Source organism: Desulfobacter curvatus DSM 3379 (genome assembly GCF_000373985.1).
Lineage (GTDB): Bacteria > Desulfobacterota > Desulfobacteria > Desulfobacterales > Desulfobacteraceae > Desulfobacter > Desulfobacter curvatus.
Window position 1 is genome coordinate 1 of the sequence record NZ_KB893076.1, and the last position, 25534, is coordinate 25534.

General features: G+C 52.8%; 22 protein-coding genes. 21 read left to right on the forward strand and 1 reads right to left on the reverse strand.

Annotated features, from left to right (window positions below; translation table 11 throughout):
- Positions 1-286: IS1595 family transposase (locus tag B147_RS31520; protein ID WP_245569043.1), on the forward strand; the 286-nt coding region annotated here is incomplete at its 5' end.
- 242 nt (positions 287-528) lie between these two features.
- Here the strand turns inward: B147_RS31520 and B147_RS0117555 are convergent.
- Entirely contained in the window at positions 529-756 is a 228-nt protein-coding gene (locus B147_RS0117555; protein WP_020588509.1) for a hypothetical protein, read from the reverse strand.
- Between the two features lie 76 nt (positions 757-832).
- Here B147_RS0117555 and B147_RS0117560 point away from each other — a divergent pair, with 76 nt between their 5' ends.
- The 20 genes from B147_RS0117560 to B147_RS0117655 all read left to right on the forward strand — a co-directional run bounded on the left by B147_RS0117560 (position 833) and on the right by B147_RS0117655 (position 25305).
- Entirely contained in the window at positions 833-1201 is a 369-nt protein-coding gene (locus B147_RS0117560) for a hypothetical protein (protein WP_020588510.1), read from the forward strand.
- Between the two features lie 74 nt (positions 1202-1275).
- The gene (locus tag B147_RS0117565; protein ID WP_020588511.1) at positions 1276-2790 is read left to right on the forward strand and encodes a phage tail sheath family protein; all 1515 of its coding nucleotides are present in this window, start codon (positions 1276-1278) and stop codon (positions 2788-2790) included.
- A gap of 32 nt (positions 2791-2822) precedes the next feature.
- The gene (locus tag B147_RS0117570) at positions 2823-3332 is read left to right on the forward strand and encodes a phage tail protein (protein ID WP_020588512.1); all 510 of its coding nucleotides are present in this window, start codon (positions 2823-2825) and stop codon (positions 3330-3332) included.
- 6 nt (positions 3333-3338) lie between these two features.
- Positions 3339-4181 carry a hypothetical protein gene (locus B147_RS0117575; RefSeq protein ID WP_020588513.1) on the forward strand — a complete coding sequence of 281 codons (843 nt, stop codon included), beginning with the start codon at positions 3339-3341 and terminating at the stop codon, positions 4179-4181.
- A gap of 19 nt (positions 4182-4200) precedes the next feature.
- On the forward strand, positions 4201-5154 hold the full coding sequence (locus tag B147_RS0117580; RefSeq protein WP_020588514.1) for a hypothetical protein: 954 nt from the start codon (positions 4201-4203) through the stop codon (positions 5152-5154).
- A 1-nt stretch (position 5155) separates the two neighbouring features.
- Entirely contained in the window at positions 5156-6340 is a 1185-nt protein-coding gene (locus B147_RS0117585; protein ID WP_020588515.1) for a Pvc16 family protein, read from the forward strand.
- Positions 6340-7680 carry an ATP-binding protein gene (locus B147_RS28760; protein WP_020588516.1) on the forward strand — a complete coding sequence of 447 codons (1341 nt, stop codon included), beginning with the start codon at positions 6340-6342 and terminating at the stop codon, positions 7678-7680. Before B147_RS0117585 ends, B147_RS28760 begins: the two co-directional genes overlap by 1 nt.
- Before the next feature lies 1 nt (position 7681).
- Positions 7682-7939 (forward strand): hypothetical protein, encoded by a 258-nt coding sequence (locus tag B147_RS0117595; protein ID WP_020588517.1) that lies wholly within the window; start codon positions 7682-7684, stop codon positions 7937-7939.
- Positions 7936-8568, forward strand: coding sequence for a hypothetical protein (locus tag B147_RS0117600; RefSeq protein ID WP_020588518.1), 633 nt, complete (start codon positions 7936-7938; stop codon positions 8566-8568). The genes B147_RS0117595 and B147_RS0117600 overlap by 4 nt, the downstream gene beginning before the upstream one ends.
- 9 nt (positions 8569-8577) lie before the next feature.
- Complete coding sequence (locus B147_RS28765; protein WP_020588519.1) at positions 8578-8898, forward strand: hypothetical protein; 321 nt, start codon at positions 8578-8580, stop codon at positions 8896-8898.
- On the forward strand, positions 8895-10031 hold the full coding sequence (locus B147_RS0117610) for a hypothetical protein (RefSeq protein WP_020588520.1): 1137 nt from the start codon (positions 8895-8897) through the stop codon (positions 10029-10031). The genes B147_RS28765 and B147_RS0117610 overlap by 4 nt, the downstream gene beginning before the upstream one ends.
- Complete coding sequence (locus B147_RS0117615) at positions 10031-10855, forward strand: phage baseplate assembly protein V (RefSeq protein ID WP_020588521.1); 825 nt, start codon at positions 10031-10033, stop codon at positions 10853-10855. Before B147_RS0117610 ends, B147_RS0117615 begins: the two co-directional genes overlap by 1 nt.
- A gap of 1 nt (position 10856) precedes the next feature.
- Positions 10857-11258, forward strand: coding sequence for a GPW/gp25 family protein (locus B147_RS0117620; protein ID WP_020588522.1), 402 nt, complete (start codon positions 10857-10859; stop codon positions 11256-11258).
- Positions 11258-12466, forward strand: coding sequence for a hypothetical protein (locus B147_RS0117625; RefSeq protein ID WP_020588523.1), 1209 nt, complete (start codon positions 11258-11260; stop codon positions 12464-12466). Before B147_RS0117620 ends, B147_RS0117625 begins: the two co-directional genes overlap by 1 nt.
- Complete coding sequence (locus B147_RS0117630; RefSeq protein WP_020588524.1) at positions 12463-15306, forward strand: baseplate J/gp47 family protein; 2844 nt, start codon at positions 12463-12465, stop codon at positions 15304-15306. The genes B147_RS0117625 and B147_RS0117630 overlap by 4 nt, the downstream gene beginning before the upstream one ends.
- Before the next feature lie 9 nt (positions 15307-15315).
- Positions 15316-17001 carry a phage tail protein gene (locus tag B147_RS0117635; protein ID WP_020588525.1) on the forward strand — a complete coding sequence of 562 codons (1686 nt, stop codon included), beginning with the start codon at positions 15316-15318 and terminating at the stop codon, positions 16999-17001.
- A gap of 86 nt (positions 17002-17087) precedes the next feature.
- Positions 17088-21392: a DUF6519 domain-containing protein gene (locus B147_RS30485; protein ID WP_020588526.1), complete on the forward strand. Its 4305-nt coding sequence runs from the start codon at positions 17088-17090 to the stop codon at positions 21390-21392.
- 283 nt (positions 21393-21675) lie between these two features.
- Entirely contained in the window at positions 21676-23553 is a 1878-nt protein-coding gene (locus B147_RS30490) for an eCIS core domain-containing protein (RefSeq protein WP_020588527.1), read from the forward strand.
- Between the two features lie 49 nt (positions 23554-23602).
- Positions 23603-24919: an eCIS core domain-containing protein gene (locus B147_RS30495; RefSeq protein WP_020588528.1), complete on the forward strand. Its 1317-nt coding sequence runs from the start codon at positions 23603-23605 to the stop codon at positions 24917-24919.
- A 74-nt stretch (positions 24920-24993) separates the two neighbouring features.
- Entirely contained in the window at positions 24994-25305 is a 312-nt protein-coding gene (locus B147_RS0117655) for a hypothetical protein (protein ID WP_157237936.1), read from the forward strand.
- The last annotated feature ends 229 nt before the right edge of the window (positions 25306-25534 follow it).

The following is a 25534-nucleotide window of genomic DNA, read 5'->3' on the forward strand; positions in this document are numbered from 1 at the left end:
TGATGGACACACTGCGTATCAAACTTTTTGCGATGCTGAAAATTTTTCTCATGAGGTTGTTAATCTGAGTAAAGGTGGCAGAGTTAAAGGAGCTTTCCACCTCCAAAATGTCAATGCCTATCACAGCCGATTTAAAGGCTGGCTGCACCGATTCCACGGAGTTGCTACGAAATATTTACAAAATTATCTTGGATGGCGGCGTTCACTTGAGCAGCGCCCAGGTATATTGCCAGAATCTTTGCTGAGTATCTCATTGGAGCAATTTCAACTATTAAAGGGAACATAGCCATAAGTTTTTAATAAAGGCTATGGGCCGTCCTTCGTCCCACAAAAGATAGTAAGAATTCAGTTGGTTGCTGGAGACTTTCTTATAGAACTCGCACTGATTCAGGGTGTTCCCATGGCAATTTTGGAATTTTTCTTGCACAACAAATTGGAAATTGATACAAGTTTATATAGTTCATGCTTGCAGAGAACAATTCCGTCTGACTGGCTTTAACACTGGATGAAATAGACTCCCGACGTGTTTCATTTGGCTTTTCGGGCAATCATTTCACCCATTCCGACCTGAATTGAATATGCCTGCTTTTCTGCAATATAACGGCCATTGGCCGTCCTTGGTTTATCTACACCCAGGCTTTGGCCCACAACAAAGATAGAAAAAATCCAGTTAGTTGCTGGAGACTTTTTTATAAAAAAGACAAACAACGGCGTTCCGGTATCTGGTTTTCCATAGTTACACCATCCTTTTTCCACAGGCTGACTGCCTGGAAGCGCCGTGCTTTTGGTCCATGGCAGATTTCTTGAATTTTATAATGAGAAAGGAACATCTATGGAACAGACTTCATGGAATATCAGCTTGAACACATCCAGCGGGTTTACTTTGGGGGATACCGGCAAAATTGATGTGGGTGCATCTACCAGCATCCCGGTGTCACTGGAGCCGGCCGAAACCGTGGATCTGGACTTGCAACTGGCAGATGCAGGCAAACTGAGCGTGTTGGGGATACGGTCCAGTCTATACGACGGCAAGGTCGAGGTGACCAGTAACGGCAATACCTACAAGCTTACCGGACCTCTGCTGCTGTTCGGTGATTTGATCACCCGGTTCAGTTCGGACCTATCCACATTGAGCCTGGAGAACACGGATGCCGGCAAAACGGTAGAGCTTAAAATACTCATCGGTCGGATGCTGGTGTAAGAATAAACGATTTTACAATCAACACAAAAAATAATTTTGTCGTTTTTATTTAAGTTTACAAGGAGATATCCATTATGCCTAGTTATTTGCATCCAGGCGTCTATGTGGAGGAAATCCCGAGCGGAGCCAGGCCCATAGAAGGTGTTGCCACGTCCACAGCCGCCTTTGTCGGTGTAACCCAGCGAAACAGCCGCCAAAGCGATCCGGTCCTGATCGGCAACATGAACGATTACCTGGATTTGTTTGGTCCGATTCTCACCTCGTCCGATGCCATGGGCCTTGCGGTCCAGGCCTTTTACCAGAATGGCGGAAAGGCAGCCTACATCTGTTCGCTGTCCACGGACTCGGACACGGCCACACGGGATTTCGGGGACTTGACCGTCGATGCCAAGGGAGACGGCCCCTGGGGGAATCATCTTTATATCCGGATCACCCGGGTCGGTGCCGATGATTTTGACATGGAAGTGGGCGCCAGAAATGAAGACGGAACCTTTTACACCCTGGAATCTGCCTATGAAAAGCTGTCCTTGGACCCCACCGACGACATGTATGCAGAAGGTGTGGTGAATGAAGCCTCTTCCCTGATCGAAGTATCTGTCGGGGGCGTGACCCTGCCCACAGTGACTGACAATGACGGAGACGGGGACGGCAATGATGACGGTCTGGCCCTGGAGCACGGTGAACAGACCGCGCCTTCGAATACCGACTATTCAACATTTTACGAAGAGACGCTTAGAAAATACCGGGATGTCAGCATCATTGTCTTACCGGGAGAAAACTGGGCTGCCGACGGCAGCGGTAACCCCATTATTGACGCCACCCGGTCACATTGCGAAAAGGAGAAAAACAGGGTCGTTATTCTTGACCCGCCGTCAACCCTGGAACTTAAGACGTCAAATACGGTTTCAGACATGTCCCTGCCCACCTCCACTTATACGGTCCTGTACTATCCTTGGGTGGGCATGTCCAATCCATTGTATCACCGGGACAGAAATCCCAATGCGGCTGCCACGGTGAATGTGGCGCCTTCGGCCATTGCCGCGGGCATGTGGGCAAAAATCGACGGCAAGCGCGGGGTCTGGAAGGCACCGGCAGGCGTGGAAACCCAGCTGACCGGGGCCTCCTCCCTGGCGTTCAAGGTGGACAACCTGGAACAGGACCAGCTTAATCCCGTGGGCGTGAACTGCATCCGCAACCTGCCCGGTTATGGAACGGTGATCTGGGGTGCCCGGACCCTTGCCACAAAAGCGGATCCGGAATGGCGGTATGTTCCTGTGCGGCGAACGGCGATATTCATTGAGGAAAGTATCTACCAGAACATCCAGTGGGCAGTATTCGAACCCAATGATGCCCCCCTCTGGAGTTCACTTCGAGCCAACATCGGTGCCTTCATGAACGGGTTGTTCCGGGCCGGCGCTTTCCAGGGACAGAAGGCAAGTGATGCCTATTTCGTGCGCTGCGGTTTAGGAGATACCATGACCCAGGGGGACATCGACCGGGGCCAGGTGATTGTGCTGGTAGGGTTTGCCCCGCTTAAACCTGCAGAATTCGTTATTGTCCGCATCCAGCAGAAGGTCGGTGAAGAGTAAACAAATAAAAGAAAAGGTTAAGGAGAACAAATATGGCAGCCCCAACGTTTGCGGTGAATGCCCATCGTTTCGATCCCTACAGGACGTTTAAATTTCAATGCCTGATTGACGGCCGACCGGTGGCCGGTCTACAGAAAATGACGGCACTGAAAAAAACAACAGAGCAGGTCAAGTGGCGTTCGGCAGGAGATCCATCCCACCAAAGAGTCATCCCCGGCGGGACATCCTATGAGCCCGTCACTCTGGAACAGGGATTAACCCATGATCCCGTGTTTGAAGAGTGGGCCAATCTGGTCAACAATATCCAGGGAGACGGCGGTATCTCTTTAGTAAATTATCGAAAGGACATCGTGATCAATGTGCTTAACCTCCAGGGTGCCGTGGCCATGTCCTACCGGCTGTACCGCGCCTGGGTATCGGAGTTCCAGGCGCTTCCGGATTTTGATTCCAACAGCATGAACACCGTGGGCATACAGAGCATCACCCTGCAGCATGAAGGATGGGAAAGGGATACGGCCGTTACCGAACCTACGGAATCCTAAAGGCCCATGGTTTGCATAGAACTGCCGGGAGGGTTGTTGCTGGACGGTGAACGGCGCCGGGATTGTTTGTTGCGCCCCATTACCGGCCGGCTTGAAAGAGAAGTTGCCGAAAGTGGCCGCGGGATTCAAAGCCTTGCTGAACAGGTCACCCGGATTTTGACCCATGCCGTGGAACGTATTGCGGGCCAAAAAGTTAGCAAAGATCGGGTAAGGCAGTTATGCAGTGGGGACAGGGAGTTTTTGATGCTTCAACTGCAAAGTGCTCTGCATCCCGGGCCCCGGTGGCTAACCCGGACGTGCCGGGGATGCAGGGAACCGGTGCAGTTTCAGCTGAAGGCCGACCAGATCCCGGTCAAACCGGCGGGTCGGCAATTTCCGAAAGCTGAAGTCCTTTTGAGTATCGGCAAGGTCGATATCCGGGTTCCCAACGGCGGCGATGAAGAGGCTGTGGCCGGCAGCGCCCGTGATCCGGAATCTGCTCTGAAAATTCTGGTACGGCGCTTGGTATCAGTGGGGCAGGAACCGGTGGATGCGGATACGTTAAGCAGGGAAGATCAACTGCAGATTGACCGGACACTGGATGAAATGAGCCCCCAAGCAGGGCAGAGGATTACCACCACCTGTCCCTACTGTGAATTGAACCAGGATCTGCCTATTGACCATTACGGCTGGATAACAGAGCCGGGAAGGGGCCTGGATCAAGAAATTCACACGATAGCGTTTCATTACCATTGGTCGGAAAATGATATTTTATCCCTGCCCAGCAGACGGCGCAAAACCTACATCCAGCTGATTGAACAAAGCCTTGGCATGCATCCGGGATCAAAGGACAGGCAGAAACTTTGGTAAAAATATGGAATGAAACTTCATGAGTTTTTTGAAAACATATATCCATTATATTATGCAGCCGGCAAAACAGTTGTCCGAATCCGGCAGCCTGGGAAGTTTCTTGCCGGATCTGCATCAACCGATCCGGGACGATGCCCCTGCGGCTCGAAAGAGTGAATCGGGAAAACATTCGTTCCTGTCCTCTAATGAACAGGCCCCAGCCGGTCAGTTGGATGAACGTCCGGTCCTTTTTTCCGAAAAAAGTCACGCCTTAGTCTCACCTATAACCGAACCCAGTGCATCTGAAATCCGGTTTTCCAACGATTCTCTGCCGGAAAAAGAATTTATCGCTGTATCAGGGGTTGCGTTCCGGCCGTTGACGTCCGGTATCGATGCCTCTGAGACTTTAAAGGAAACGGAAAGCCCGGGAGCAAACCAGGAAGTTCGGCAGCGGCCTGTTAAAATTTTTAAAACAAATTTTGCCGGTGATATCTCCGGGACAGATGATTCGAACCGGGAGGAGCCAATGGGTCCGGTAAAAAATCCGGAAATCCGGAATGATCCTGATTTGGCAAGCCGGTCGGACCTAGAAATGCATGAAACAGGTGAGTTCGAAGATGCAAGCCGGAATCCGGATTTGGTTCCGGAGCCTGTCCGGCCGATGAAATTTATAAATAAAAATTCAGGCAAAAACCCCGAAAGAAGTATCCCGCAGAAAAAAACGAGTCCGATTGAACAACAAAATAGCGTCAACGAAAGCACAGCTCGGGTTGAAGTGTCGGACCACCGCCTGGAAAAAATATTTCCCCACCAGGCAGAACCCGCTCACAACAGTCTGTCCAAAACTGTGCAGCCGGCCCGGGAAGTTCCCCAGGTGCGCATCGGGCACATCAATGTGCTGGTGGAAGACCGGTCGAAAACCAATGTCCGGCCGGGGCAGGGCAGGGTGGCGGCTGCGCCGCCGCCAAATACTTTTGGATTGAAAGGGGTATAAAATGGCTTTACCCACATCTTCTCTGGCAAGGATCTGCGACGTTATCCGGGGGCACGTCGAAACCTTAGGCCTGGAAACCACCCCGGTCGACTGGGATGTTTCCGTTACCATCGGGGCGCCCGGGGTCAATCTTGCTTCTAAACATTCAAAAAATACCTTGAATCTGTTTTTTTATCGTTTTGAGCCCTTTGGCTTTGATGCGGATGCCCGGCCAGGAGATGTCCAGTGGTTGAAAACCGTCTGTTTTATTACGGCCTTTGGTATTGATGAGGACGGCGATGATGACGGTGAAATTGATTTTTCAGCCGGGGTCAATGAACTGCGTATGCTGTCCCAGGTCATGCGGCTGTTCCAGGAGCAGCCCGTTATGCTCATTGGGGGAGACGACACCGGAGAACTGTGGCACATCCAGTTTATTCCCCGCCCGCTGGCCGATGATCAGATCAACCAGATCTGGTCATCCCAGGGGGATACCATCTATCGTCCTTCCGTGGTCTACGAGATTGCCCTGGCACCTGTGGAGCCTAATGAACCTGCGGCTCAAGCCGCCCGCGTCGCCTCCATCGGCGTGGACGCCGGTGGGGATATTGAAAATCGTTTCCGGTCCTGGCCGGGAGACCGGCAACCCCTTTTCCCGGCAGCCTCATCCATCACTGTTGACACCCAAAATCCCCAGTGGGCTCCTGCTGCGGTCATGGTGACCGGTGGGGCCGGGAGTCGGACCGCCCATTTAAGCCTTACCTTTGAAGTAACGGACGGTGCCGGGGATGAGGCGGATTTCAGTGATTTCCCGGAAATTGATATCTGGATTGCCGGAGATACCGCCAGAACAGGGGACCTTTATATTGTGGGCCAGCTTTTTCAAAATCCTGAACCGGATCAGAACAGCGGCAAATGGTCCCAGATTGATACCATTGATGAAATTACCGCTGATGCCCAAGTTTTGGATATGGATGCGCTGCCGGACCCAAAGCCTGCCGCCGGTGCTGCCATCTTTACGCTGGCCGAAACCCATCTGACAGGACTGGATAAAACCTGCCGCAACTGGCAGGTACAGCTGTTCGTGGAGCGGCGCATTCAGCTGGACCCAATGACAAATGCGTGGGTAGATGTCAGTGACCCGGCAGCCGGGCTGCACATCCGGAGCAACCCGTTGCTGATTACCATTACAAGGGATGTGCCATAATGTCGGCCGTGCTGGAAATGATGCCCTATGCGGGGCTGTCCAGGGAGTGGAAAAGGATTGAAATCCTTTGTCTGTGCCTGGTGGAGTCCCGGGCCGGCAGACAGCCTTCCCCGGATTTGATTCAAGAACTTAAAGAAATCCAGCACCATATCCAATGCCTGCGCAAAGAGCAGGTTGCCTGGAGCCGGGCAGGCGCCGAAAATCTCCCGGACCTGGCACTGGATCTTTTGGCCGGGATTTATGCCCCTGCGTTGGATCCCAACGTGGCACTGCTCTACCAGGACCTGCAGCAGGGGCGAAGCGATGTTACTTCCCTTGCCTTTTTATACCGCCTGCTGGCGTTCAGCACCGGGGATTACGCCGCAGCCCGGCACCTGGTGGATGCGCAAGGGGAACTTAGGGTCCGTGGACTGATAGAAACAGAAGGGTATGGCCCCATGATGCAGCTCAAACCTCATCCTGCAAAACTTGCCTTTCTGTCCGGTCTTTCGGAACAATCGTTGCATCTGCCCGGCGCCGTATCCGTCACGCTGGATGCCGGATGGGAAGATCTCATTCTTCCCGCACCCCAGAAAAAGATGCTCAAGGAGTATCTGCTGTGGATCCACTATGCAGACCGTGTGACAAAGGAATGGGAAGCAAGACCGTTGGGCGGCCCCATTGCGCTTTTCAGCGGTTCGTCCGGAACAGGGAAAACCTTTGCCGCCAGCGTCATTGCCAATGATCTGGGCTGGGCCCTGCATCGGGTGGACCTGGGGGTTTTGGTCAGCAAGTACATCGGGGAAACCGAGAAAAATTTGAATGCGCTGTTTGACGCGGCCCAAGACCGGAAGGTCCTGCTGCAGTTTGACGAAGTCGATGCGCTGATGGGAAAACGAGGCGACGTAAAAGAGGCCCGGGACCGGTACGCGAACATGGAGGTCAGCCATCTGCTGTCCCGGATCGAACAGCACCGGGGCCCATGCATCCTGACCACCAACCTGAGCAAGCACATTGACCCGGCTTTCCAGCGGCGCTTCCATTTTGTTATTACATTTCCCCGGCCGGATGCCGAACAGCGTCTGGCCCTGTGGAAGTGCCTGATTCCGAAAAAAGCCCCCCTTTCCAAGTCCCTTGATCTTCAATTGGCAGCCGATGCCGTTCCCCTGTCCGGCGGGGAAATTTTAAATGCGGCCATCCATGCCTCGGTTCTGGCCGCATCAGAGGAAAAACCCATTGATATGGCACATATCAGCTCCGGTGTCTGGCGGGTGCTTCAAAAAACGGACGGTAGTACACGAAAGAATAAACTGCGTGAGCTGGCTCAGCACCTGCCCGAAACCGTATTAAAGGGAGAATAACATGAATTCACAACCGGTAATAATTGATCAAATGACCCTGCACTTAAATAAAGGCTGGCAGGGAGATCCGGTTTATCTGGCCCGAAAAATTGCCGAACAGGTCCAGGCGCATGCATCCGGGCTGACATCGACAGAAAATCTGGATGTAAAAGTACAGGGCAATTTTTCCGGCAATGCCGCAAGGGCAGGGCAGGAATTGTCCAAACGTCTGGCGTCTATCACTCATTCAGCCTCGACGTTCAGGAGAGATGAAATATGATAAAAACCGCCAAAGGGATGCTGGTGGAATATGCACTGAGCCTGCCGCCGCTGGCCCTGGAATTTGAATTTAATCCGGAATCCATGACCCGCAGCCGTACAGTCAATTTTGACGGCAGTGCCCTACCGGTCATTGACTTTCTCACCCCGGCTGAAGGCAACCGGATCGGCCAGGCCGCATCCGCTGCCGCGGAGACCATCAGTTTTGATATCCTGCTGGATGCCACGGACAAACTCAGTGACCCCAATCATATCATGCACGAGGTTGCAAAAGTATCCGGGGTAGAGCCGGAGATCGCAACCTTAAGAAGCATGCTTGAACCCAAAACCAGTGGTCCGGGTCCCTTCCAGATAATGTCTTCTTTGACCGGAAGCGGCACCCGGGCCCATGAGCGGGACGAACATCTGTCGGTGCTGTTGTTTGTGTGGGGAACCCATATCCTGCCGGTTTTCATGACCAGCCTGAACATTGAGGAACAGGCCCATCTGCCCTCCTTAAGACCATACCGGGCCAAGGCCGGCATCAGCCTTCAGGTTCTGGAAAGCAGCAATCCCTTTTACCAGGTAGAGCAGGTACAGCGCATGATAATGGCCGCAGCCAACCTGCTCAATGTGCCCCTGCCCATATGAAAGGAGACTATGAAAAGAAAGGATTCCAGATACGAAAGCTCCCGCAGCTTCAGCGATGAAAAAGGGTTTAACGGATACCGGGAACGCAAAGTGACCACGCCGTCAGGGATAGTCGAGCATACCCTGCTGCATACGGACCGCCTGGATCTTATGGCAGCCGACTATTACAAACAGGACCGGCGCTGGTGGCGGATACTGGATGCGAACCCTGATTTTTTATACGGGTTTGACATGCCCGGGCCGGGAATTTCGAACGGGGATTCGGATGAAAATTTAAGTATCCACGGGGACTGCATTGCCGTTCCTGCGGCAAGGGAGAGTGAGCGATGAGCTTGGCAAGCCTGCTTGGATCTAATCTGCGTCACCCGGGTGAATGTATTGTCAAGATCGGAGGCACCGAATTTTCAGCGTTTTACCCGAACCTGGAAACCACGGTGGTACGGCTGAACCGCAAGGGCAGTGCCGAGGCCACGTTGACCTTTAAGGTATTGCGGGACGGGGCGGACTGGCCCATGGACAATAACGCCCAGGTTCGGACCTGGGCTCAGATTGAAATTATCGTGGTTTTCGGTGACAGTGAAACCCCCTTTTTCAGCGGCTATATCAAGGAGATCGGCACGGACACCGGCCGGTCAGGAACCACCGGAACCATCACCCTGACCTGCCAGGATATTTATGCAGCCATGGACCGGAACTGTCGGCGGGTGACCTGGGATGAAGGACGGGATGGACTGGACATTATCCGTGAGGTCATCCGGCCTTACGGCCTGACCCTGGTGACGGATCTGAGTTCCCTGCCCTTGGCAAACACCCATCAGAATGTCACGGATTACCGGTTTATCCGTGGCTTGGCCACGCACAACCAGTATGAATGGTACCTGCGGGATCAGCAGGCAGGTTTGCGGGAACTTCACTTCGGCAATCCCCAGACCTCGGCCCAGGCCTCTACGCCCAAGCTCATGGTCCGGGCAGGCCGCCAGACCAACTGCCTGAGCTTTAACGTGGGATATGACGGGTATCAGCCGGACCGGGTCCGGTTTTCCACGGCGCCTTTGTCCGGGACGGAGATTAACATGGAAACCACCCAACCGGATATGGAGCTGTTCGGCACCCGGTCTGCCGACTCTTCCGAAAGCGGGCTGGAAACGTTTGAGTGGTGTCTGCCACCGGAAGACCTGACTTCGGAAACCCAAGCCGCCCAGAGAGGACAGGCCCAGGCCAATGATACCTCCTTCAAGCTCAAGGCCACCGGCAAGCTTGACGGCACGGCCTATGGAGCGCTTCTTCTGCCGGGCTCTATGGTGGAAGTCGGGGGAACCGGACAGAACGACGGAAAATGGTATGTGGATCAGACCACGCACACCTTTGATCCCACGGGATATTTTGTTGACTTTACCTTGATACGCAATGCATCTGCCGGTGATGAAACCAGCGATGATCACATTTTAGCGGGAATATTATAATGGAACCAGCCCTTGAAAATATCGTCATCCGCTCCCAGGAAAGATATTATGGAAAGTACCGGGGCCTGGTGGTGGACAACCAGGATCCTGAAAACCGGGCCCGACTGACCCTGCAGGTGCCGGCCATCATGGGGTCTGACGCCGTGACCCACTGGGCCGAACCCTGTCTGCCTTTTGGCGGTCTGGCCGACCAGGGCCTGTTCATGGTGCCGGAAATCGGTGCACAGGTCTGGGTGGAGTTTGAGGCCGGAAACCTGAATCACCCCATCTGGACCGGGACCACCTGGCAGCAGAGCGGGGATGCCCCCGCGGAAGCTGCGGACCGGTCTCCCAATATGCGCCAGCTCAAAACCCCTTCCGGTCAGATCCTCTCCTTTGACGACACCGAAGGAGAAGAAGAAATCCGGCTCTACCACCCTGCGGATGCCGAACTTAAGATTGATCCCGAAGGCGTGGTACAGGTGACCGATGCTGCGGGTTCCACCGTGACCTTGAACGCCTCGGGTTCTTCCATAGAAATCACGGACAGCAGCGGAAACAGCATTGTTATGGAAACATCAGGGATCACGGTCACGGACTGCAACGGCAATGAGATCGCACTGCAGGGTGGCGGGGTCAACATTACCAGCACAGGTACCATCAGCATTGAAGGCAGCATGGTGAACGTGGGCGGAACAGGGGGGGAACCCCTGATAAAAGGACAAAGCTTTTTAAGTTTGTTTGCCACCCACATGCATACCTGTACGGCGCCGGGCTCGCCCACGTCTCCTCCCATTCCCCAGGGTGAGTTCAGCACCCTGAGCATGACAAGCATGGTGAAATAAAATGGCAAAAGTAACCCGAACACAGATTAATAATAAAGATTATACGAGTTTTCCTTTTCGTATCGGAGACCAGGGCTGTGCGGTGAGCAGCAGGTCTGCCCATGTGCGTGAACAGATTGAGCAGATTCTGTTTACCAACCCCAAAGAGCGGTGGTACCGGCCCGATTTTGGTATCGGTGCCATGGCCCTGGTTTTTGAGCCCAACCACCAAGCCATGTGGGAAGTGGTTAAAAAACGGCTGCTGGCCACATTGGCGGAAAGCTTAAAAGGAGAGGTCCTGGCAGAATCCCTGTCTGTTCAGGTGGAAGGAGAAAATGAAACCCTGAAGATTATCATTGGTTATCAGATGGCTGCCTTGCAGCATTCGGAAACCCTGGAATTTTTACTGAATGGAGGCACCTGATGGCAGATGAACCCAAGGTTACCTTGACGTACACCCAGGGCTGCGGCGACTGCGGACAGCGGCGGGCGGAACTGCCGCCCCCCCTGCCTGAAATCGGTGATGATTTCGATTGGGATGTCCGGGACTATGACGGATACCGTCTGTTCATGCTGGAAGAACTGGCCGCCCGCTTTCCGGAGAGACGGTCCTGGACCCCTGCAGACATGGAAGTGGTGCTGGTGGAAACCCTTGCCGTGGTGCTGGATCAACTCTCGGACATGAACGATCGGGTCCAGGCCGAATCCTTTCTGGAAACGGCCCGAAGACCCGACACGGTGCGCCGGCTGCTTAAGATGATTGGATATGACCCGATCCTGTACACGGATGAGAAGCTGCTGGACCGGGTCAGTCAGCTTACCGACGGAGACAACAACCGGCTGGAAAGATTGTGGCGGTATTACCCCCACCTTATGGAACAGGCCAAAAAGGAAGGTCCCCGGTCCATCCATCAGCAGCACCGTATGGTCACTCTTCAAGACTATCGAAACCAGCTGTCCGGCCACCCCCTGGTGCTGGATGTGGACGCTTTCAGCCGGTGGACCGGTTCCTGGGACACCCATTATGTGGTTGTACGCCTGATTGAAAATCTTCTTTTGGATGAGGAACTGACAGAGGAAAAAATTGCGCCTGACGGCCATGATGTCCAGGAAGCTTTTAACCTTTTTAATGAGCAGTTGGCGTCCTATTACCGGCAGCAGAATATTTCCGATGTCCCGGATGTCCGGGGAAGAACCTCCAGAAGCCTTTTGCAGGATATCATCCAGCAGCAGCGGATGATCGGCCAGGAGGTGCTGCTGGAAGACGCTGTGTTGGCCGGTATTGTGCTCAAGCTCTCCATTCGTATCCAGGGAGATTTTTACCGTTCCGAAATCAGTGACATGATCCGTGAAGTGCTCATTGACCCGGTTGACGGTTTTTTTGCCCCCGGGAATTTAAGCTTTGGCGAAGATGTCGTGGCCTCAGATATCATTGAAGTGCTCACAGTCCAGGAGGGCATTGAATCGGTCTGCATCAACAGAATGAAGCGGATCGGTGCCATCTATGCCGACCAGTCCGGAAGCGGCCGGATTGTTTTGGAAGGCCATGAAGTGGCCGTTTTAGAAGATGATGCCCAAATGCCGGAACGGGGCCTGCTCAACATTATCCTGCATGGAGGAAAACCCGGATGACGCTGAATGAAAAAAATGATTTGACCCGCTGGAACCGGGCGGGCTTGAGCCGGTTCCGGTATGTGGACGGCAATGCCGTTACCTTTCTGGAGACGCTCCGGCTGCAGTTGGCTGAAGAGTTCGACCAGTCGGGTAGACCCCAGTGGCCGGAACTGATCGAACGTTTTCCCGAAAGGGCTGGCGAAACCCGGCTGCAGACCCGGAAACGGTTAAAAAAACAGTACTATGACGACCGGCGCGATTATGCCTGGGAAATCCTGAGAAGCTTTGCCCGAAGTTCGCACATTCTGGGCGAGTATATCAATGCCTATGGCAATGAAGCCTATCTGTCCACGGCAGTGGAGTGGGATAATGTGCGTAAACTGTTAGGCCTTCTGGATTACAGGCCTTCCCCGCCGGCTTCGGCTCAGACCTATATTGCCCTTTTTTACAAGGAAAACACTTCGGGCAAAGTCGACAAGGGTTTTGCCGTAAAGAACAAACCCGGTGAGGGTGAGCAGACCATTATTTTTGAAACCCGGGATACAGTTGTGGGAAACGACACCCTCAATCAGCTTCACCTGCTTCAATGGGATCAGAATCCGGAGTTTCTGGCGTACGACTCTGCCACCAGAAAAATATTGTTTTATCTGGATGAAGCGGCCCAGGACATCAGTATTGGGGATAAAGGCATCTTGGCAGGAGAAAGTTCCGCCATGGGGGTTGAGGTCTCTTTTGTGGCCGGCAGGGGCTCGGAATATTATGTGGAATTGGTGCTCGAGCCTGGTAACAGCTGGACGCCGTTGACCCTGCATGAAGCCACCCTTTATCTCAAACCATCCTTCATCTCTTCGCCCTTGGCCAATGGTGAAAATAGCGTACTTCTCGAAAAACATGTGGCCGTGGCCAAAGACGAGATCCTATTCATTGATGGCGCTTATGGCTGGAAGGCCGTGCAAGTCAGTTCTAACCAGCTTGCACACATGGCCTTTGAACAGAATGTTAGCGCGTCGGATTCGGGAAAAAACATCCACCGGGCCAGGATCGTTAAACGGCAGAGGCACAACGGCCTTAAAGGCGGTGATCCTATCCATGTGCTTCCCGAAGAGATGTCCGACGGATTCAAATTTTTTGTGGACAGGTTGGCAGGCCTTCGATCCATCAGCACAACCCATTATAAAGTTGGCGACCCGGGTGAAAAGGTCAAAATATTCTATGTGGATACGGGGGGTACGGGTTATGCCGGCGATCTTTTGTATCCGGATGAATCCGCCATGGGCAGTATCCTTCAGGTTCAGCCGGAACCGGTTCGATTTTCCGGGAAACCTCCGAAAATTAAAACCGGGGACTGGGTCCTTATCCATCTGGATGACGACACCATAGAAGCCTGCCGGGTGGAAAAGATCTCCACGGATGAAGACTGGTTCAAGCTTGAACTGAATCCATCCTGTTTCGGGATAAGTTTGCTGGAAGGGGTATTTGAGCAAATCCTGAAACACAAAGACGGGGACCTCAACAGCGAACAGGCCTGGAGCAGTGAAAGCACCGATGCTGTGACGATCCTGGAGCTGGATAACGCGAATGTTTCCGAGCATCTGGTGCTGGGGAAAAAAATGATCTGCGCATCTGATAGCCAGGCTTTTGTAGTTGATCTTAAAGAGGTGTCCGTCACCGGGTCGTTACAGATCAGTGTATCGCCGCCATTTCATTACGATCCCCTGGCAGCAGGATTTACCCGAAACAATACAAAAGTTTTCGGCAACGTGGCAAAGGCCGGCCACGGGGAAACCCAACCCCAAAAGATCATTGGCAGCGGGGATGCCTCAAAACCCAACCAGATCTTTGCTTTGCCCTCGGATCAAATTGCCTGGGTGGCGGATGCCGGGTTCAGCACCGGTGTGCGGGCGGACATTGATCTGACCGTCGGACAACGGCAGTGGCAGCAGGTGGAAGACCTCTCCCTCTCATCTGCCGAAGACCACCATTTTCAGGTAAAGGTGGATGAAGACAGCAGGCTCTCTGTCTGTTTCGGTGACGGCCGACAGGGACGCAGACTGCCCACCGGTATCGACAACGTCAGGGTGCGCTACAGAGACGGGTATGGAGAATCCGGAAATCTTGAAGCCGGTTCCCTTGTGAAAATCCTTAAACCCCATTCCCTGATTGACAATTTTGCGGCTCCCCTGGCAAGCAGCGGAGGGGCGGAAAAAGAAGCCGGTGAATCCATGCGGGAAAACGGACCTGCCACAGTATTGGCCATGAAACGGGCCGTGTCCCTGGATGATTTTACGCATCTGGCTGCCCATCACAGCATGGTCTGGCAGGCCCAGGCCTTTGAGAAAATGCCGGACAGACCCGGCAGATCCTTGATTGAAGTGGTCGTTGTGGCGGCCGGTGGTGAACCCTTTGCACCGGGGTCAGACACGGCGCTTCTGATTCAAAATTACCTATCCTCACACTGCATCCCCGGCACACCGGTTTCCGTGGTGTCCTACAGTCCTTTATTCATGAAACTGGAAGTCACCCTCATGGTGGATGAGACGGCTTGGGATAAAAATCAGGTGGGAAAAAACGCGGCTGAATATCTAAAAGACAATCTAAATATCCGCCAAAGGCGTTTAGGACAACCGTTGTTTAGAAGTGAAGTGATTGCACTTCTGGAACAGGTGGAAGGGGTTGAAAACAGCCATTGCACCATTCTGTCCGATCCGTTCGACACGATGGATGCAGGTTTAACTCCGCGGCTTCACAGGGATGAACAAGGGTTGATCCGCAAGGTTGCGGTTCAGCCGTTTCAGCTGCTCTGCCTGGATATTGACCAGGTTCCGATGCAGATCATCAGCCGGGATTACGAAATTTAGGGAGAAAAGATGGGCATAAGCTACAATCCAATACCCAAACGGGATCATAAAAAAATTCTTTATCATATTCTGCCCACAATTTACCGGCAGCGGGATACGAGCAAAGATTTAGAAAAATTTCTCAATGGCGCCGGGGTGCTGCTTGATCAGTTCCATAAAACACTCTTGCAGCGGTATGCCGACATCTTCCCAGACGACGATGACTCTTTTGAGTTGGTGTCCCAGAAGTGGCTTCTGCCTTATATTGCCGACCTGCTGGATGTTCACATGGTCTCTCCCCTTGAGCAGGGACAGAGAGATGAAATTGCCAAAGCCATTTCCTGGCGCAAGGCAAAGGGCACGCTAAAGGTTGTGGAAGAAATTGCAGAATCCGTGGGCGGGTTGGAAACCGTGGTGCACGAGGGATGGAAACGGGTAGCGACCACCGCCCGTATCGGCATGCCGGTGCTGCCGGCGGCCGGTTACGGGTACACCGGGAACGCATCCTTTCAGGATGATTTTAATTCGTTTCAGCAGACCCGGAAACCCGATCTTGCGCCTATGTGGGCGAGACATCCTGCCCTTGCCCCAGGGACGGTGGACTTGCGGTGCCGGGCCTCTGCCGTGGCCGCCGAGGAAGACAATCCGGCGGCCCGGATCAGCCGGGTTTCAGGGAAAACCTACCGTTGGCGCCAGAGCTGCCTGCACGGGGCCCCAAACTGCAATGAGGGACACAGCCTGCTTCCGGTGGACACCCGCCAGGCGGACTGGATACCCGGTTATTTTGACGACCCGTCCGTGCGGACCGTGGATTTCAGGAATCCCGGCTGGCGACGGGGCCATTTCCATCCCCGCCGGGTGCTGATCTTTACGGCGACGCACCCGGGATTTTTCCCGGACGTACCTGCGGAAAGAACTTTTGACTGGGAAGAGGGTCTGGCTGAAAACGAGCAGTTTTTAAGCATTGCAACGGTGGAAAAGAACGGCAATACGACCGTGTTCAGGAATATGAGCCTTACCGGAAAACAGTTTGAACCTATTGTGATTAATGAACGGGTAATGCTTGGGCAGGTGCCTGACGGCACAGGACCGGTTGAGCCGGAAGAATGGCAGTTTGACGGCTTTATTTTCACCAACACCATTGAGGTGGATTCCGGGCGGCTGACATTGAATCAATGTGCGGTTAAAAATGCAGAAGTCCACAGCATAGACCTGGAACAGTCCGTGCTGACCGTTAATGACTGTCTGCTCAAAGGTGTGCAGGCGGCAAGGGGGCTTGCCTCCTTGCAGTACAGTACAATTTTGACCACCACCATTGCCCAGAAATTAAACGCCAGTGACTGCATTTTCAACGGGCAGATCCGCAAACACCATGATCCTGCATCCCTGCCGGGAAAAGGCTGTGTTCGATACTCAAGTCTTATACCGGAGCAGGACCCGGGAGAGCTGACCGTTTACCGCTGTCCGTTTGTGTCTGCCGTATTTTTTACGACTGAATACAAAACTCCCGGCTGCGGCGTACTGCATCCGGCAACGCAGGAATCCATAAGGTCCGGTGCCCAGGACGGCGGGGAAATGGGTGCATGCCACCATCTTTATCTGGCCACCGGCGAGGATGCCGTGATCACCAAACTGAAAAGCTATCTGCCGACGGGGATGACGGCTGTGGCAATTCCCGATGGTTCCCTGCATGACCTGCCGGGAGAAGTGGAATAAAAATAGAAGACGGAAGGTTTTTAAGGGAAGTGATTCAGCCTGAAAACATCCGCCTTGAACAGTTTATGAAAAAGGAAATCTAAGGAATGAAAATACAGATATCACGCAACAGCAGGCAGAAGGGCAGACACTATTCATCTGTATGCCATCAGCAGGGAAGGATGCTGACCGATTCCGATCTCACCGAACAGGCACTTATCGCAAGGGACCGGGTCAGCGAGGCCCTGCGAGATGTCATCGGCAGCGGCACGCCCCGGCATGGGGGCTTGGTGAGGATCACTGCTGACGGCAGCCCCGGTCTTTTCTGGGGCCGTGTCTACGTAGACGGCGTGCCGGCAGTTGTGGCCGCCGATGAAACAGCGGATTCCGAATCCTTTAACTATGCCAGCCAGCTCTTTTATCCCCAGGCTCCGGACCTGCCGGATGGCGACTTTCGGTTTTATGTGGATGTCTGGGAGCGATCCGTCATTTGGCTTGAAGACGACATGCTCAGAGACCCGGGACTCCACGGGGCAGACACCACGGCCCGGACACAGACCATGGCCCAGGTCAAGTGGTGCGCCAGGGACCTGGACCCATTATGCGAAGATATCAATCCAACCATGGGCAATGCCCGGCTTGGCCTGGTGCTGCGAAGCCTTTCCGCCGGGGCCGATCCCTGTGACCCCTGTGCCGATGAGCTTGAACTCAATGAACCGGTCGGCAATTACCTGTTCCGGGCGGAAATCCATGATGTTCACTATGATGAGAACAACCGTGCCGACTGGATTATTCTGAAGTGGTCTTCGGAAAACGGGGCAGAAGCCTACAAGACGACAGATGTCCCTCCTGATTTTTCCGGCAGTCAATATGTGTATGAATATTTTGATGAGGTCACGGAAAAACGTCTGGGCAATCACCTGGCCCGGGACGGGGCAGGTGCGCGGAGCATCGACGGGCTGCGCCCGGCTTTGGAAAACGATTTTTCATCCGCATCGCCCGGAGCAAAAACCTGTGTGCGCCGATGGGACGGTTGGTGCAGAATCGAAAAAGAGGGTTCAAACTGGCAGGTCACCCAAGGCTTTGAGGGTAACCTTGACCTTGGCCGTGGCATTGGTTCCGGCAACCCGGGCCATGTCACCCAGGGCGGGGCGGCAGTGGCCATTGAGTTGCGTATGATCACCCTGTCTCTGGAACTGGGAGACCTGAATATGATCGCAGGCGATTACTGGACCGTGCCGGTCAGGGAGTCCGTCCACCGGCAGGGAGACGTCCTGCTCCAAGGGGATACCGCAGGAACCGGGGCCCTGCCCGAAGGGGAAGTGCACCACTATCTGACCTTGGTGGATGTACTTGATGAAAATGTCATGGTACTTGCCGGAGACAGCAGCTGCGACGAATACGACCCCTGCCGGTTTGTCCAATTTCCAAGCCTCACCGAACTAAGGGCGGAAGATATCTGTTTTGACAACCAAATCTGCTCCATGCCCGAAGCTGTGACTGTTCAGGACGCCTTGGATACCCTGTGCAGACAGAATGACCTTTCCCGGCACAATAAGTTTCTGCACGGCTGGGGAATCGTTTGCGGGCTTGCACTGGAATGCAGCAAAAAAAATCCGGATTCCGTGGTGCTGCAGCCCGGATATGCCCTGGACTGTGAGGGCCGTGACCTGATTCTGGAAAAGGCCGCGACCCTTAATATCCCCAAACTGATGGAAAAAGCCGGCATCAATCCGGAACCGGCATCAAGGGATGAAAGGATGGGACTTTGCCTTTATATTGAATCCAGTGAAGAAAAAAAGCTGGATGTGGGCATTGAAGTTCTGGAAACTCAGGAACAGGGCTGGTCTGAAATTTTTTCTGATACCCTGCTCATGGACTTCTATCAGGACTGCATCCTGGATCTGATCAACATGTTTAAACTCAGCATGGACGAAGATGATGAGGTTATTGCCAGGTGTACCCGGACTTTGTGCGGAAAGAAGCTGCTGCCGCCGGCAAGACGGCGGGGGCTTGCCGTTGCCAATTTGGTTTTCAACGATGCCGCCGGTGGTGCGTCCAATACCGTTCTCAACGTCTCCCCCTGCGAACATGCCTTGATTCGGGATCTTTATGCCCGGCTTCAGGACTATCTGCAGAGTAAAACCTTTTGCGCCCAGTTTGAACAAAATGAATTCCCGGACTATCCGTTCAACCCGAAAACCGCGTGCCGATGCACCTGGTTTACCCCTGAGGACCTGGATCATGTCCGCCTTCACCCCGACGGCCGAATTCTATTCGGTTGGCAGCGCAACAGTTCCCGGATATTTGTATTTCAATACCTGAATCCTGTCTGCATGGGGGATCTAATCGGCTATGTGGATGTGCCCAAGGTCGAGGACGGCACCATTACCGATCTTGCGGTGAGTGAAAAAGGCATGATTCATCTTTCTGTTATTTTACAAAAGGAAAATACCCTGTTCCTGCGCGGACAGTTTGCTGCACCCGAGGATAAAAAGTGTGAGATAAAAATGGATTGGGAGACAGCCTTTCTGGCAGGGCGCAAAATCGCCCGGATCGGGCTTTCTCCCTGGTCGGGAAAACACTTATATGCGGTGGCCTTGTGTGACGGTGTTTTTTTTCTGGAACTGGACAAAATATTTCAAGACGGGAAGGTCGGAAGAAATCCGGACTGGATTTTCCCGGCTTCCGGCCATATCCGGTTTGACAAGATGAGCAACCAGGTTCTGGCAACAGCCTTCTCGCCTGTAACCGACAAAGATAAAGATGCTTTGTCCTGCGCCAAAGGCCGTTACAATGCCATGGCTGTATTTAATGCAAGCCCCTCTGGAGAACAACCAGTACCCGCCATGCTTCATTTCTACGTTAATGAGAAACCGGCATCGGGCAGCGACGGGTTCGACATATCTCCTTCAACACAGGTCATTGGGGGGAGCGAATTTACAATAGCCCGGGGATCTATTGTAACCGATTTACAGACCTTTGTCGTGATTGATGAAAACGATAAAAAAATTCTGTGCGCATTTGATATGGGTGATATTCAATATGGTGAAAACAAGCAAATGAACTGGTTCGGCGAAAAACGGCATTCTTTTGGGGCAGCCAAAAAAGTGGATCTTTCGTACATTTCCTCAAAGGAGCTTGACGGCGTGATTGCCTCCCGGTTTGCCATGCATGACCTGCAATATATCCCCAGTGACCCCAAACTCATAAAAAAAGGGCTCCTGGACAGCATCCCGGTCCAGGCCGGACCCGTTGAAGTCATTGTTAACAGCGAACTTGAGCAGGTTGTGATTCTCAATCATACGGGCCAGTCCATCACGATATTCAACTATGACTTACCGGCATACCAGAAGGAGAGTAAAACCCTTGCCGCCTACAGGAAAGAGGTTATTTCCGCTTTTTTCAGCTTAAGTTCCGGCATTGCCCAATACCTGAAAGACTGTTTCTGCCACCACCTGCTGATCCGCTGCCCGGAATGTGATGATGATGACAAGGTGTATTTGGGTTGCCTGACTTTGGCGGATGATGAAGTTTATGAAATCTGCAATTTTACCAAACGAAAATATGTCAAAACGTTCCCGGCCATGTCATACTGGTTTTCCCTTTTACCCGTAGAAGGGCTCGTCGCCTGGGTGGTGGAAAAGCTCTGCTGCCTGGTCATGCCGGATTATATCAGCGAAAAACCCGAAACCGGCCTTGCGGTCAGCCCCGCTGCAATGACTATGACCAAATCCGCCTTGCACGCCAATCCAGCCATGTTTGCATCGGTGCTCTCTTCAAAAGGGGGAGAAGTGGTTAAAAAACAGGTGACCCAAGCGATCGGGTTCGGTTTGAGTAATCAGACCGGATTCAAAGACAGCCTGAAAAATGAATACAATTACAAACCCGGCGTTTTTGTTGAAGAAAAAACTGCCCTCATAACCAATGAAAGGCTTTTGGAAAAGATAGATGCCGTAAAACAAAAAGAAGCTGCAACCACCGACACGGTTTCAGATCTCAAAACGCAAATGGCAAAATTGCAGCAGGAAAAGGCCCTGGTTGAAGAACGTTTTGCTGCCGTGGAATCGGCCAAGCAGACCTCGGATGCAAAGGTTGCCGAACTGGAAAAAGAACTGGTCGCGGTGAAAGCCGCAGCCGAAATCAGCAGCAAACAAGTTGTGGAACTGGAAAAGGGCGTGGCAGAGTTCCAGTCCCTGCAGGAACAGATCCAGCCCCTTCTCGCAGGCGCCAAGTCGGTCTCCACCCTGTCCGGCATCAGCAGTGCAGACCTGAAATTGCTGGAGAGAAACAACATCCGGACAGTGGCTGCCCTGGCCACCATGGACCTGGAAAGACTTGTAAAAATTGGAATCAGCTCCGAAACGGCAACCGGGTTGATTAAAACTGCTAACACTAGGATAATAGGTTAGACAAGGAGATCATGCCAGAACGAGGGCTAAGCTGCCTTTGAAAGGTTTTCGGGCTTGAAGTCCAACGGTACGAAAATTACCATAAGGACTCCAAGCCTTGAGAACATGGTATTTTGGACCTTCAGAAATTGTCCGAGGTATTGCTGATGGGGTGACAAGGCTTAAAAGGATAGGTCGTGAGTCTATTGTCTTGATTGGGCACGATGGGTTCTAATGAGGTCTTGTCTGGTGACTGGGGTTTCTACCGCGAGAGGCACCAGAGATGAGCCAAAGGAGATCAATCATGCGTACATTAATACAGAAATCCAAAGCTACTCAGCAGACATCCCATATCAAGTCTAAAAAGTCCAGTGGAGCATTCCCAAAACAATGCCGCGATGTAATCTCTATTCTTCGCTTGCAACGCACAATAGGCAATCAACCCGGCCTGCGATTACTATCAAGCGCAACACTGAATAGCAATGCGTGTTCGGTAACAAATTCATCAACTGGATTAGCCCAAGACTCCAGCAAAATACCAATTCAAGCTACGGCACTTAATAATGTGCAAACGAAGCTAAAGGTAAATGTCCGGGGTAACCAATATGAGCAGGAGGCCGAACGTATTTCTGAGCAGGTGATGAGTATGCCTGAACCGCACCCACAGCACCAAGCTACCAGCGGTCTATCGTGGCGTAAGTATAGAAAAGAGCACGGTGCAAAGGTTCATTTACAAACTGTGTCTGGTCAAAAGCATGACACTATAGAGGTTACCGTTCCACCCATTGTTGAGGAAGTATTATCTTCACCTGGGAAGCCATTGGATTTGAGAACGCGCGAATTTGTGGAGTCACGTTTTGGTTACGACTTCAGCAAGGTGCGGCTGCATACGGACTCCCCTGCCGCAAAATCTGCAAGGGCTTTGGGTGCACGTGCTTACACTGTTGGAAATAACATAGTATTTGGAACAAATCAATATATGCCGGGTACGACCTTGGGTCGACGCCTACTGGCACACGAATTGACGCATGTATTACAGCAAAGCGATGCTACCAACCTTGGGAGCTTTCAAAACACCTCTGTATTGGTGCAGCGAGTGGTAAGCGAGGAGGAGCGGAGGGATGCTGCACAACGGGTGGGCGAGCTTCAGATTGAAGTGGCCGGCATTGAACGTATGGTGGAGTGGCACCAGGAATCCCAAAGCGAAGAGGAAGAACTGCACTATTCTCTTTGGGCAGCGGCCGTTGAAGACATGATTATCGCACTGAGGGCATTGGCGCGTGGGGAGGAACGAGAGGACGGACGGCGGTATCTCGGACAGAGCATCGCTCAACTGGTGCAGGAAGCAGAACGTTCGGTCGGGGATGCAGCAATAGGTGAGGTCGCGGCGCACGAGAGCGAGGTGGATCTCAGCCACCTTGAGACGGCACTACGGATCCAGATCGCCCACGCAGCGTTGGCACATGAGTCAGAAATCCATCGAGGAGACGCCGATGCAGCCGCAGGGGCGTCGATAGTTCAAGCATTTCTCACAGAGAAGCTGGCCTTGGTACGTCGTATGATTCGTGGCGACGCTTCTGCACGTAGGGAGCTCGGCTCGCTCCGGGGAATGCCTGGGGACATCATACAGCGTTGGGTGAGAGCGGCCTCGGCCGGCTTGCGGGAACGGATCTCAGATCGCACGATAGAGGAAGAGGTGGTCATCCTCCAGCAGCGCGTAGCGGACGTGCAGCAACGTTTGCAGCGACTCGAGAGGCTCCTGGCATTGGCGGAGGATATCTTCCGGTCAGCGGCAGCTGAGGGCGCTGCGCTGACCACATGTATGGAAGGGGTAGCTACTCTCGGACGTGCGGTGGGTGCGATGCGCAATGCTGCGACCGCCCCAATATGGTTGATGGCAGTACGTGTGATCAACGTGCGCTACAATATCTATGGCGGCATCTGGGCGCCTGGCCAAGCATTTGCGCTGATGCGGGAGAATTTTAGTCGGATAGCGCAATACCGGGAACTGCTTGCCCAATTCATCGAGACCCGAGATGATCGTGAGCAGAACCAAGACGTCGTATTTCTAATGGAGAATGGACTCAATGGCGTCCGCGATGAGGCGAATGCAGTGGCCAATGAGATGGCAGCGATCCTTGCGCGCCTAAACGAGCTTGGCACACAGGGCGCACCGGAGTGAGTTAACTCTTGAACTATAGGGACAATTTACTAACCAAAGGAGATTAAATATGCGCACTTTTGTACAGAAACCGAAGGCAGCTCAGCAGACTACGCCCACCAAGTCTACGATACCTGGTCGAGCGCACTGTGGGCAGAGCCGTGAGGTGAGCTCGATCCTTCACTTACAGCGCACGATCAGGAATCAAGCTCCTACGGAGGATGTTAAAGGCGTCTCAAATACTACTCAAAGTTACCGCTTTGGTAACAATTCCAGCCGAATTCCGGTATATTCCAAAGTGCCCTTTAAGATTCAATCAAAGCTGACTGTCAGTAAGCCAAATGATCGGTACGAGCAAGAAGCCGATCGGGTAGCCGATTCTGTGATGGCCGGTTACACTCGACCCATAGGCAATATTTCCCAAGGTGTACAACCCAAACTCTACCGAGTGGAGTTACGTCCTGAAGATACGGTCGATAGTATGTTCCCACCCAAAGGAGAGCACGAATTCGGATCTCCAGAGAGAGCCTCGGCAGAGGAAGTTCAGCGCAGTGCAAGTGGAGAAACCGGTGCGGTGACGCCTCACTTCGAGCAGGCTCTGCAGCAAGCGACCTACGGCCAAGGTGAGACTTTGCCCTCATCTACCCGATCCTTCATGGAAAGTCGCTTTGACCGTGACTTTTCTTCAGTTCGGGTTCATAGCGATGCCCGGGCACATACCCTTGCCAGAGAAATCAACGCTCGCGCATTTACTCTCGACAAGCATATTTTCTTTGCCGGATCGCAGTATCAACCCGGTAGCCGGGAAGGGCAGCGTCTGCTCGCACATGAGCTTACCCACGTACTGCAGCAAAGCGATGGTCGGCTATCTCGTCAAATTCAGCGACAGACTTCTTGCAGCAGGTACAATGGTTACAATTCCTCCGTCAATTTAAGGACATACAATTGTGCCGGTTTGGCGACATGGACTTACCAATTTATCGCCCCGACGTCAGCCGTGTATGATTCAATTTTGGCAAACTTCATTGGGCCATACTCACCGGCAGAAGACAACTGCGATGCCGGCGCAGTAAAGTTCTGGCTCTGGGAATATGATCTGCATTTGGAAGATGACCGAGGAACAGTTCTTTCACCAAATCATCAGGATTTTCACATCGTCGCCGGCCGGACTGGTGCAAATGGGGCTAACCCCACAGACGTGTACTCCAAAAACGGCCGTCGTCGGGTATACGGACCCGGAACCGGTCCAGGGTTCCGGCCTCCCACGCGAAGCCGCGCTCTGTCCAATGATCCAAGCGAAACACCGGCTACCTATAGGGGAAGACCGGTGTTTAAAGTACGCAGCAATATGAGTGAAGCAATTAGTTGTGCTGAGTGTTATCCATAGGCTTGGAGGGATCAATGGATCAATTCTCTATAGCTTTTCCTGAAGGGTCGCTGGTATGCGCTGCCGGAGACTACTTGATTTGTCATCATTCTCCTGCAGGGTGGCAGGTGTACAGGGTAGAGGATATCCTCTTGGTTAAGCGTCTGCTTCCCGTCCGGAATGACCCATCAACCCTGTTGATCGAAGAACACATGCTTGATTCCATGACCCCAGCCTATTTTAACGAAGTACACCTGCTTTTGACGGTTCTTGACCTCGATTTTACTGATGAGTCTAAAGCCATACAAGCCATTCACCTCCAAACACTTAACGAACGGACTCGGGGGGTGTTACGCCCTGCGAGTGAATTCACGGAACCAGATTGCAGAGTGATTCGTCAAATCTGACATGGGAACATAACTCTTCCGAATGGACACATTTTATAATCCGTATGAGCCATTTGATATTTGAAATAAAACTGCAAACAGATTAAAATATAAGAGATAATGCTGGGGACATTTTACTAACTAATTAGTTTTATATTGTATCCCACCAGATTTGTTAGGAGATGTGATATCATGCATGCACTCATCCGGCGGAATAAAAATCTTGTATCTAAATTCGGATTACAGGCCG

Bases quoted from the DNA above. Each gene is read 5' to 3' on its own strand.
- B147_RS0117565 (WP_020588511.1), top strand. From the start codon at position 1,276: ATGCCTAGTTATTTGCATCCAGGCGTCTATGTGGAGGAAATCCCGAGC.
- B147_RS0117620 (WP_020588522.1), top strand. From the start codon at position 10,857: ATGGCAAAAGTAACCCGAACACAGATTAATAATAAAGATTATACGAGT.
- B147_RS0117585 (WP_020588515.1), top strand. From the start codon at position 5,156: ATGGCTTTACCCACATCTTCTCTGGCAAGGATCTGCGACGTTATCCGG.
- B147_RS0117580 (WP_020588514.1), top strand. From the start codon at position 4,201: ATGAGTTTTTTGAAAACATATATCCATTATATTATGCAGCCGGCAAAA.
- B147_RS30490 (WP_020588527.1), top strand. From the start codon at position 21,676: ATGCGTACATTAATACAGAAATCCAAAGCTACTCAGCAGACATCCCAT.
- B147_RS30485 (WP_020588526.1), top strand. From the start codon at position 17,088: ATGAAAATACAGATATCACGCAACAGCAGGCAGAAGGGCAGACACTAT.
- B147_RS0117570 (WP_020588512.1), top strand. From the start codon at position 2,823: ATGGCAGCCCCAACGTTTGCGGTGAATGCCCATCGTTTCGATCCCTAC.
- B147_RS0117575 (WP_020588513.1), top strand. From the start codon at position 3,339: ATGGTTTGCATAGAACTGCCGGGAGGGTTGTTGCTGGACGGTGAACGG.
- B147_RS0117610 (WP_020588520.1), top strand. From the start codon at position 8,895: ATGAGCTTGGCAAGCCTGCTTGGATCTAATCTGCGTCACCCGGGTGAA.
- B147_RS0117635 (WP_020588525.1), top strand. From the start codon at position 15,316: ATGGGCATAAGCTACAATCCAATACCCAAACGGGATCATAAAAAAATT.
- B147_RS28760 (WP_020588516.1), top strand. From the start codon at position 6,340: ATGTCGGCCGTGCTGGAAATGATGCCCTATGCGGGGCTGTCCAGGGAG.
- B147_RS0117560 (WP_020588510.1), top strand. From the start codon at position 833: ATGGAACAGACTTCATGGAATATCAGCTTGAACACATCCAGCGGGTTT.
- B147_RS0117600 (WP_020588518.1), top strand. From the start codon at position 7,936: ATGATAAAAACCGCCAAAGGGATGCTGGTGGAATATGCACTGAGCCTG.
- B147_RS0117595 (WP_020588517.1), top strand. From the start codon at position 7,682: ATGAATTCACAACCGGTAATAATTGATCAAATGACCCTGCACTTAAAT.
- B147_RS28765 (WP_020588519.1), top strand. From the start codon at position 8,578: ATGAAAAGAAAGGATTCCAGATACGAAAGCTCCCGCAGCTTCAGCGAT.
- B147_RS0117630 (WP_020588524.1), top strand. From the start codon at position 12,463: ATGACGCTGAATGAAAAAAATGATTTGACCCGCTGGAACCGGGCGGGC.
- B147_RS30495 (WP_020588528.1), top strand. From the start codon at position 23,603: ATGCGCACTTTTGTACAGAAACCGAAGGCAGCTCAGCAGACTACGCCC.
- B147_RS0117615 (WP_020588521.1), top strand. From the start codon at position 10,031: ATGGAACCAGCCCTTGAAAATATCGTCATCCGCTCCCAGGAAAGATAT.
- B147_RS0117625 (WP_020588523.1), top strand. From the start codon at position 11,258: ATGGCAGATGAACCCAAGGTTACCTTGACGTACACCCAGGGCTGCGGC.